The organism is Collinsella aerofaciens, from assembly GCF_040910185.1.
Taxonomy (GTDB): domain Bacteria; phylum Actinomycetota; class Coriobacteriia; order Coriobacteriales; family Coriobacteriaceae; genus Collinsella; species Collinsella aerofaciens_BF.
This window is the reverse complement of record NZ_JBDGBA010000001.1, coordinates 79584-86395: the sequence shown is the minus strand read 5'-3', so window position 1 is coordinate 86395 and position 6812 is coordinate 79584. Positions and strand designations below refer to the sequence as shown.

Here is a 6812-nt window from a genome sequence, read left to right as displayed (position 1 = left end):
GCCCTCGATATGCGCCTTGAGCACGTCGGCGTTAATGCGCGCGAGGAGCGCCTGTGTGGCCATGAGCTGTGTGGAAATATCGACGCAATAGCGGTCCTCATCGACCATCCGCAAGATGCCGTCGATCTGTCCGCGTGCCGTCTTGAGCATACGGGTCACCGATTTATGGTCTGCCATCATGGCGGGTCCTCGTTTCTGGTCGGGGGAGGGGTACGTTCAGGTCGCTACGCGGCGGTCACAGACAGGGCATGGAATTTCTCGCCGGCGCCCTCGACGGCGGCAGCGAGCTGCTCAGCGGTCACGGTGTCGGCGCACTCCACCTGTACGGTCTGAGTCTCGTGATCGGCATCGGCGTCGGTCACGCCGGCAACGTTGAGCAGTGCCGTCTCGACAGTAGCGTCGCAGTGGCCGCACATAAGGCCGGACGTTTTGATCGTGTAACGCATGGGTGTACTCCTTATCGATTGAGAATATCTGACAGTTTAGTCGTGAACAGCGTCATCTTAAAGGTGTGCTGAGGTGCCCGAGATTGCCCCGAAAGAGGAGCGAAGCGTACTTGGGTACGCGAGCGACGGTTTGAGGGACAAGGTCGGGTGCTTCAGCGCGCCGTCTTGGGCTTAAAGGATTTCAGGCGCAGAGCGTTGCTTACGACACATACGCTCGACAGGCTCATGGCCGCGGCGCCAAACATCGGCGAAAGCTGCCATCCGGTGAGCGGGAAGAACACGCCCGCCGCCAGCGGAATGCCGATGCCGTTGTAGAACAGCGCCCAGAACAGGTCCTGCTTGATGTTGCGGATCGTGGCGCGCGAAAGCTCGATGGCGCGGGCGACGTCCATGAGGTCGCTGCGCATGAGTACCACGTCGGCGCCCTCCTTGGCGATGTCGGCGCCGGTGCCGATAGCAAGGCCCACGTCGGCGCGCGCCAGGGCGGGGGAGTCGTTGATGCCGTCGCCCACCATGGCGACCTTACTGCCCGCATCCTGCAGCTCGCGCACGTGGCGCTCCTTGTCGGCGGGAAGCACGTCGGCGATGACCTGCTCGCTGGTCAGTCCCACGCGTCGGGCGATGGCCTCGGCCGTCACGCGGTTGTCGCCGGTGAGCATGCGTACATCGACGCCAAGTGAGCGCAGTGCGGCGATGGCCCCGGCGCTCGTCTCCTTGACCTCGTCAGCCACGGCAATGGTGCCAGCAAGCTCGCCGTTCTTGGCAAAGAACAGCGGCGTCTTGCCCTCGGCGGCAAATTGTTCGGCAAGACCCGCGGGCACGGTAACGCCCAGCTCGTCCATCAGGCGTACGTTGCCGGCTGCAATGGCGTTTTGCCCTTCGCGCGCCGTAACGCCTCGCCCGGGCACGGCAGTAAAGTCCTCGACCATGCGCGCGACGATCCCGCGTGTCTCGCACTCGGCCATAATCGCCTCGGCCAGCGGGTGCTCGCTCGAGCGCTCCAACGCGGCGGCCAACTTGAGCAGTGCCTTTTCGCTCATGGCGGGCGAGCCGTCAGCGCGCGTGGCTACCACGATATCGGTCACGGCAGGCTTGCCGCGGGTGACCGTGCCCGTCTTATCGAGCACCACGGTGCCCACGCTGCGCAGGTTCTCCAACGCCTCGGCGCTCTTGAACAGAATGCCCATCTCGGCGCCCTTGCCGGTGCCGACCATAATGGCGACGGGCGTGGCCAGGCCCAGCGCGCACGGGCAGCTGATCACCAGTACGGCGACGGCGGAGGTGAGCGCTTCGTTGACGCTTCCGGTCAGCACCATCCACGCCACAAAAGTTACGGCAGAGATTACAAACACCACGGGCACGAACACGCCGGCGACCTTGTCGGCCATGCGGGCGATGGGCGCCTTGGTGGCGTTGGCGTCCTCGACGAGCTGGATAATCTTGGCGAGCGACGTGTCGGCACCCACACGCGTGGCGCGGAAGGTAAACGAGCCCGTGCGGTTGACCGTGGCCGCGTTGACAGTGTCGCCGGCGGTCTTCTCCACGGGAATGGATTCGCCGGTCAGCGCACTTTCGTCCACGGCCGAGCTGCCCTTGAGCACCACGCCATCGACGGGGATGGACTCGCCGGGGCGCACACGCAGCACCTGGCCGGGCAGAATAGCATCGACGTCGACGGTGGCCTCGGTACCGTCCTCGGCCACGACGGTCGCGGTCTTTGGCGCCAGGTCAATGAGCGCCTCGATGGCGCCGCCGGTTTTGGACTTGCTGCGCGTCTCGAGGTATTTGCCCACGGTGACGAGCGACAAGATCGTGCCGGCGCTTTCAAAATACAGATTGTCCATGCTCGTCATCATGGCCTCGTGGACCTGACCCGCGGCTAGTTGGTCGGCCATGATGAACATGGCGTAGAGCGACCAGGCGATGGACGCGGTGGCGCCGACGGCGATGAGGGCGTCCATGGTGGGCGCGCCGTGCGTGAGCGATTTAAACCCGTTGATAAAGTAGGCGTCGTTGACGTAGACGATGGGGATGAGCAGGACGAGCTCGGTGAGCGCGAGCGTCATGCTGTGGGTGTGGTCGGTGAAGATGCCGGGCAGCGGCCAGCCGAGCATGTGCCCCATGCCTATGTAGAACAGTGGGATGAGGAATACGATCGAGACGATGAGGCGGGTGCGCATGGCAGAGGCGGCGGCCTCCAACTTTTTGGTCGGCGACTCCATATGGGCGGCGCCGGACCTGGCTTGCGCGTTGCCGTTTGAGTTGGCGGCATCGGTGCCCGTGCTAACGGGCGAGGCCGAATAACCCGCGCGGTCGACAGCGGTGCAGATGTCGTCGGGGGAGACCTGCGCAGGGTCGTAGTCCACCAGCATAGAGCCGGCGAGCAGATTGACCGCGACGCTTTGGACGCCGTCGAGTTTGCTCACGGCACGGTCCACGTGCGCCTGGCAGGCGGCGCACGTCATGCCGCCCACATCGAATTTATCTTGAGCCATGGCTTCTCCTTTCTGTAGTTCGGTGTTGGAATTGTTAACCTGCCGATACTATACACCCATACCCCCTGGGGGTGTCCAGTACAGAAATTATATATGAGATTTCGTTACAGATGAGGATGGATGGTTGGCCGATGGACCGTCCCAACCAATCATCTCAATCTGTAATATCTGGGGACTGTTTTGCCTGCTAGATGTTACAGATCGAGACAAACCATTCGAGGGTAACCCGAACGTCTCGATCTGTAACAGTAAGACCGATGTTTGGGTCCTAGTTGTTACAGATCAAGACAATCTCGGAGCAGATGCCCCGGGCATACAACGTAAAACGCCGGGGCGCCCGCGTGATGGGCGCCCCGGCGCATGTTGGGCAGGGTTTGCGAAGCGGTGGGAGGGAGGAGAAGCCGTCCTCCCGAAATCCTTACTCCTGACGACGCTTCTTGTCAGTCAGGAAGACGCCGGCGGCTACGAGCACGACACCTCCGATGATAAACGTCTCACCGGCGAGCGCGGCATTGTCGCCTGTGGTGGGAAGTGCCGAGTTGGCGGCCGTCTTGGCGTTGCCGGCAGACGGCTTTCCAGTAACCGGCTTAGCGGCAGCCTGCGTGATCTTGGCCTGCTCGGCCTTCGCCGCCTCTTGCTCCTGGCGGGCGATCTCGTCCTTCAGGGCTTGCTCGGCGGCTACGCGTTTTGCCTTCGCCTCGTTGTAGCCGTTGAGAGCCGCGGTGTAGGCGGGCGTCGCAGCATCAAGGTCTGCCTGAGCGGCATCAAGTGCGGCCTTTGCGTTATGTTCTGCCTGCTTGGCGGCGACGCACTTGGCAAAGAGGGCATTGAGCGTATCGTTCGCGTTTGCGTCAGAGCCAGTAGCAATGCCGTTTTCGACGTTGATGGACTTGAGCTTTCCGAGAGTAGCAGCAGCGGCGTCCGATGCGGCCTGAGAATTCTCGACCGCCTGCTCGGCGTTCGCGATGGCATCATTTGCCGTGCTAAGGGCGACTCCGGCATCGGTAACTGCTGCGTCCGCCTCCTTCTTGGCCGCCTCGGCGGTGGCAAGATTATCGGCTGCATTGCTCAGGGCGTCGGCACGGGCCTTCTTTGAAGCAAAGTCGTTTTTCGCCGTGGTCAGATCGCTCGCGGCGTGCTCCGCGGTCGCCGCCTTGGCCTCGGCGTTGTCCTTCGCGGTGTCGAGGGCCTGCTTCTTGGCAGCCTCGTCGAGCTTCGCCTTTTCGAGAGCGCTCTGGGCAGACGTCTGGGCTGCCGTGGCTTCATCAAGCGCCTGATGGGCCTCGTCGGCTTTCTCCTGAGCCGCAGCAACATCGGCTGAATACTTGGCAAGTTCCTTCTTTGCATCTTGCAGAGTCTGCTGCTTTACGAGAGTCTCTGCCTTGGCGTCATCAACCTTCTTCTGACTCTGAGCGGCTTGCTCTTTCGATGCCTTAAGCTCGGCGCGTTTCTGGTTGACGACCTGCTCTGCGGTCGCCACGTTGCTTTGGGCGGCTTTGACCTGGTCTTCGGCTTCGGCAACTTTTCCGTTTGCCTTGGCGAGATTCTGCTTTGCTAGGGCAACAGCGGCGGCGGCACTTGCTACGCTGTCGTTCTTGGCGGCAAGGTCGCTATTCGCGGCAACAATGCCTTCCTGCTTTTGAGCGACGAGGGTTTCAGCTGCCTTTACGGCATCGGCTTTCGATGCCGCTGTGCTGCGCTTTTGCTCAAGGTCTGTCTTTGCGGCGGCGAGCTTTTCGCTGGCTTTGGAGAGGCTCAGCTGATACTGATCAAAGAGATTCTCGAGTTCATCGATCGAGTATTCTTTCTCGTACGAACCGTAATTGCTGTCGATCTCCAAGACGAACACATACGGCCAAAGGGTTCCGCGCGAGTTGATGCCGTATCCCATGGTTTTGGCGTTAGGTTGTACGATATTCAAATAATGGCCGACGGTGTCAAAGTCTGCCCCGCGCTTTTCGAATTCGGTTTTGTGGCTCCAGAAAGTATCCCAAGCATCTTTGGGGGCAACGTTGCCAAGGCCGGCTTTCGCTGCAGCTTCGTCAAATATCTCCTTTTCAGCATCGACCCATTGGTGCGCGATGTTTCTTTAGTACTGAAGTTCCAAGCGGCATTTTCACAATAGGCGTAATCTGAGTGACCTAGCGTTTTGTCAGAGTAATTGGAGTCGGATTGAGCGACTGCCATTTGCTCGGCCGTCACCCTAAGCTCACTCAATCCAACGCTTGCACGGTATTCGTTAATCTCGCGCAGCTTGTTAAACGATAGCTTGGCGTTGTCGAGTGACGTGCCGTCTTTTTTATCGCCAATGGTCGTCGGGTTTTTATCGCTCTGCCTATAGATGATGTTTGCAGCGTCGTTGGCACCGATGAACTGGTAGAAGCCGATGACGCTCTGCGCCTCCGCTGTCGTTGCCTTATCGGTTGCTGCCTTGCACGTATCGTATGCTTTCTGTGCATCGACAACGGCTTGATCGGCGGCCGCCTGGTTTACCTTGGCGGTTTCGAGCGCCTTGTCTGCCTGCTCCTTCTCGGCTTTTGCCTGGTCGACTTGTTTCTGAGCGGCCTTTGCCTTCTCCAGTTCGGCAGCATGTGCCTGCTTTGCCGAGGTCAACTCCGATTGCGCCGCATCGGCTTTCGTCTGGGCTGCCGTTACATCATTTTCGGCTGCTGCGACTGTCTGCTTCTTGGCTTTGAGCTCGCTTTCGGCGCCGGTGAGGGCGTCCTGCTTGGATTCAACGTCGCTATTTGCCCGAGAAAGGCCTGCTTCGGCAGTCGCCTGCTGCTTTTTCGCCTGGTCGAGTGCGCTTTGGGCAGCATCGACCTTTGCCTGGGCGGCGTCATACTCCGGGCCCTCGGCGCCTGCCTTTGCGGCCGCCAAATCGGCTTGTGCGCTGTCGTATGCCGCCTGTGCCTCAGCCGCCTTGCCATCCGCGGCGGTCTTTGCCTGCTGGGCGGAAGCCAGCGTGCCTGCCGCCTCGTCGTAAGCGCTCTGCGCGGCGCTCTGAGCCTGCTGGGCATCGGCGAGCGCGGAATCGGCAGCGGCCTTCGCAGCCTTTGCTTGGTCCAGAGCGGCCTGCGCATCTGCGGCAGCCTGCTCGGCGACCTTGATTTCCTCCGGCGTTGCGTTGGCGGCTGCCTTCTGGGCTGCCTCGAGCTTGGCCTGCGCATCAGCTGCCGCCTGCTTTGCGGCATCAAGGACCTTCGACTTGTCCTCGGCGTCGGTCTTGGCTGCATCGAGCTTTCCTTGGGCATCCTTCAGCGTGGCACTGGCGCTGTCGGCCGCCTTGACGCTTTCATCGAGCTGGCGAGCATATTCGGCGCGCGCGGCGGCCTCTGCCTGCGAATTATCGGAGACGGAGGCGTCATAGGTGCTTTGTGCGTTGTCGCGGGCCGCCTGCTTTTCGGTATAGGGGGCAGCCACCGTGTCGTAGTCGGATTTGGCGTCTGCCTCGGTAGTCTTTGCGGCATCGATCGCAGCCTGCAGGTCGGCAATCTTCTGGGCGTTTGCCTTTACTGCGGAGCCTGCCGCCTCGCCGGCGTGGACAGCAAGCGGCGACATGATCGCGTCCTGTGCCGTGGTATCACTCGCATCGTTGGCAAATGCCGAGAACGGCGCGAGCAGCGTCGAGCCAGTCATAGCGATGGTGGTTGCCGCGGTGACGGCGAGTCGTGTTGCCTTGTGGCCCGAGAATGTGGGGCGAGGCTCGGCGCCGCCTGAGACTTCCAAGTGTTTAGGTGCGTACTTTGCCATTTCTTCTCCCAATCGTTGAAGGGGTACCTATGACAATTCGTACGTTACGACCGCCGAAAGGGTTCCTGTTGCGCAACATTGGCAAGGAAATATCGACACACTTGAATCACATTTACGA

The 6812-nt window shown here is 61.1% G+C and carries 5 protein-coding genes; all 5 read right to left on the bottom strand.

The features are described 5' to 3' along the window. Positions 1 to 177, bottom strand: a 177-nt coding sequence (locus tag AB5Z54_RS00300; RefSeq protein WP_438265556.1) for a metal-sensing transcriptional repressor, incomplete at its 3' end; no start/stop codon positions are given. A gap of 47 nt (positions 178 to 224) precedes the next feature. Next, the gene (locus AB5Z54_RS00295) at positions 225 to 446 is read right to left on the bottom strand and encodes a heavy-metal-associated domain-containing protein (RefSeq protein ID WP_006235338.1); all 222 of its coding nucleotides are present in this window, start codon (positions 444 to 446) and stop codon (positions 225 to 227) included. A 152-nt stretch (positions 447 to 598) separates the two neighbouring features. Further along, positions 599 to 2941 carry a heavy metal translocating P-type ATPase gene (locus AB5Z54_RS00290; protein ID WP_368159614.1) on the bottom strand — a complete coding sequence of 781 codons (2343 nt, stop codon included), beginning with the start codon at positions 2939 to 2941 and terminating at the stop codon, positions 599 to 601. Between the two features lie 418 nt (positions 2942 to 3359). Beyond that, positions 3360 to 4832, bottom strand: a complete 1473-nt coding sequence (locus AB5Z54_RS00285; protein ID WP_368159612.1) for a coiled-coil domain-containing protein — start codon at positions 4830 to 4832, stop codon at positions 3360 to 3362. 26 nt (positions 4833 to 4858) lie between these two features. Beyond that, positions 4859 to 6694, bottom strand: coding sequence for a hypothetical protein (locus tag AB5Z54_RS00280; protein WP_368159609.1), 1836 nt, complete (start codon positions 6692 to 6694; stop codon positions 4859 to 4861). Positions 6695 to 6812: the final 118 nt, after the last annotated feature.

What these genes read in the sequence shown, in the direction of transcription:
- AB5Z54_RS00295 (WP_006235338.1), bottom strand. Translation starts at nt 446, where the DNA reads ATGCGTTACACGATCAAAACGTCCGGCCTTATGTGCGGCCACTGCGAC.
- AB5Z54_RS00285 (WP_368159612.1), bottom strand. Translation starts at nt 4,832, where the DNA reads ATGGGATACGGCATCAACTCGCGCGGAACCCTTTGGCCGTATGTGTTC.
- AB5Z54_RS00290 (WP_368159614.1), bottom strand. Translation starts at nt 2,941, where the DNA reads ATGGCTCAAGATAAATTCGATGTGGGCGGCATGACGTGCGCCGCCTGC.
- AB5Z54_RS00280 (WP_368159609.1), bottom strand. Translation starts at nt 6,694, where the DNA reads ATGGCAAAGTACGCACCTAAACACTTGGAAGTCTCAGGCGGCGCCGAG.